Below are 2,201 nucleotides of genomic sequence, written 5' to 3' on the forward strand. Positions count from 1 at the left end.
CTATTATTTAAAATATACAGGTTTTACATATCCATATTTCATTGCAATATGAACCATCTCTTGATAATTTCTAACACCCAATTTTTCGTATATGCGATTTAACGCTGTCGCTAATGAACTTTTACAAATATTACATTCCTTTGCGACTTCCATTCTTGTAAGCCCTGAACAATACAAATTAATAATTTCAATTTCTCTTTCTGTCAAATCATAATTCAAGTTAGTGTTTACATTAAATATTAACTCTCCATTTACTACATCATTTAATTTCTTTACTAAAACTTTGATATTCTCATCTTTGCATATGAACCCTTTAGTACCTATTTCCTTCGCTTTCTCTTCAAAGCCTATTAAATCATATCCAGTTAGCATAACGATTTTTTGTTTTGGATATTTTATTAATATCTCATTAGAAACTTCTAATCCATCCTTATTGCCCTTCATTTTACTCAAATTAATATCCATTAAAATAATATCATATTCTTTTTTTTCTAATATTGATCCCAAATTAAAAATATCATCAATCAAATCAACAATATCTATTTCTTCTTCACGCTCTAAACTATATTTTAAACTATTAGAAAACATGGTATGGTCATCTATTAATAATATTTTCACAGATCACTTCCTCCTCTATAGGTATAGTTACATTAATTTTAATGAATGGTTCAACTTTGTCATAAAACTGATCAATTAATATTTTCCCATCTAATTTTTCAATTTCATCTTTTATAATCTCTAATCCTCTTCCATTCCCTATCTTTATATTTTCATAATCAAATACATCTTCATGATTGATTACGCTAATATATAATTCTCTATTATCCGTTTTTATATTAATCTCAGAATAATTTCCTTTTGAATGTTTGTATATATTTATACATAATTCATGCAAAATCTTATAAATAACCATATCGTATGGATAATTTACAAAAAACTCTTTATCACAATTTAAGTCTATTAATATATCATTTTTGTTAAACCTGTTCCTTAAAGATTCTATTAAATTATAGTAATTGTCTGCTAATGGTAAATCATAAATAATTGTAGGATTATATAATTCAATCTCGGACCTTGTAATTCCAATTAATTTATCTATTGTTTTAATTGACTCATCTAAAAATTCTTTTTCTCCTAAAAGAATATTCATTTTTATAGCTATTATATCTTGTAATATATCATCATGTAAAAAGTTTGAAATTCTTTTGTTATAATTCTTTTCTATATTGTATTGCTGTATTTTATTTCTTATCACTCCATTTGGATCTTTCTGTTTTTCAAAATAAAAGTAAAACATTAACATACTCTCTTTGTATATTGTTATTAGACTTATCCCCATATAAATAACTCTCCTTAGACCTTGTCCAAATAAATTTACAAATACTATAAATATACATAAAAACATACAGTCTATAATCATCAAGAGCATTTCATTTTTGTTTATCACTTTAGATGAATTTTGTTTTTTTAGTAGTATGAAATATAATGTAGTCAAATATATTGAATTCAACAAAAAGTATATTTCCAGCTTTTCTAACTTAGCGTTATTTATAAATATTCCGCTAAATATATATATAAATATTGAGGCAATAAATAAAAATGTTACCCCATATATTTTTGCACCAAACTCAAATAATATCTTTCGTTTCTTGTATGCCATAACAAAAGGACCAAATGTTATAATTACATACAAAATATAATTTATTATCTCTGCATACCCTAAATCAAGTGACTCAAACAATATAGCTAAAATTGTAAAAAATATAATAATCTTATTAAGTATTTTTATATCTATTAAATATGCACTAACGACTTTGAGTAAATTTGCTGTAATTACAAACACCGTTATTAGCTTAAATGTTGTGTACATATTACTTTTTAAAAAATCAAAAACGTCAACTACTACAAAAATATTAATACATAAAGTAGCTATTATAAAATTTTTAATCGTCTCCTTAACTCTATCTAATACCAAAATTTTATAGCTTATGTATCCGTATACTGTAAATAAACACAAAGAGAATAGTTGTATATTATAAATGCTATTATTTCCCAAATGACTAAGGACGAAATAACTAATCACACCTTGAACTATTATACATAAAACTAATAATACACTTTTTCTATTTATCATATACAGTACCTTCCATTTATCATGTTATTTTTAATTAATATCTGACTTTCTAAATATTAATATTGTT

At 23.8% G+C, this 2,201-nt stretch carries 2 protein-coding genes; both read right to left on the reverse strand.

Features of this window, described 5'->3' with window-relative positions:
* Nucleotides 1-3: 3 nt before the first annotated feature.
* Complete coding sequence (locus HMPREF9225_RS09600) at nucleotides 4-618, reverse strand: response regulator transcription factor (protein ID WP_008902753.1); 615 nt, start codon at nucleotides 616-618, stop codon at nucleotides 4-6.
* Complete coding sequence (locus HMPREF9225_RS09605) at nucleotides 596-2,134, reverse strand: sensor histidine kinase (protein ID WP_008902754.1); 1,539 nt, start codon at nucleotides 2,132-2,134, stop codon at nucleotides 596-598. Before HMPREF9225_RS09605 ends, HMPREF9225_RS09600 begins: the two co-directional genes overlap by 23 nt.
* Between the last annotated feature and the right edge of the window lie 67 nt (nucleotides 2,135-2,201).

The sequence above is a fragment of the Peptoniphilus duerdenii ATCC BAA-1640 genome, assembly GCF_000146345.1.
Lineage (GTDB): Bacteria > Bacillota > Clostridia > Tissierellales > Peptoniphilaceae > Peptoniphilus_B > Peptoniphilus_B duerdenii.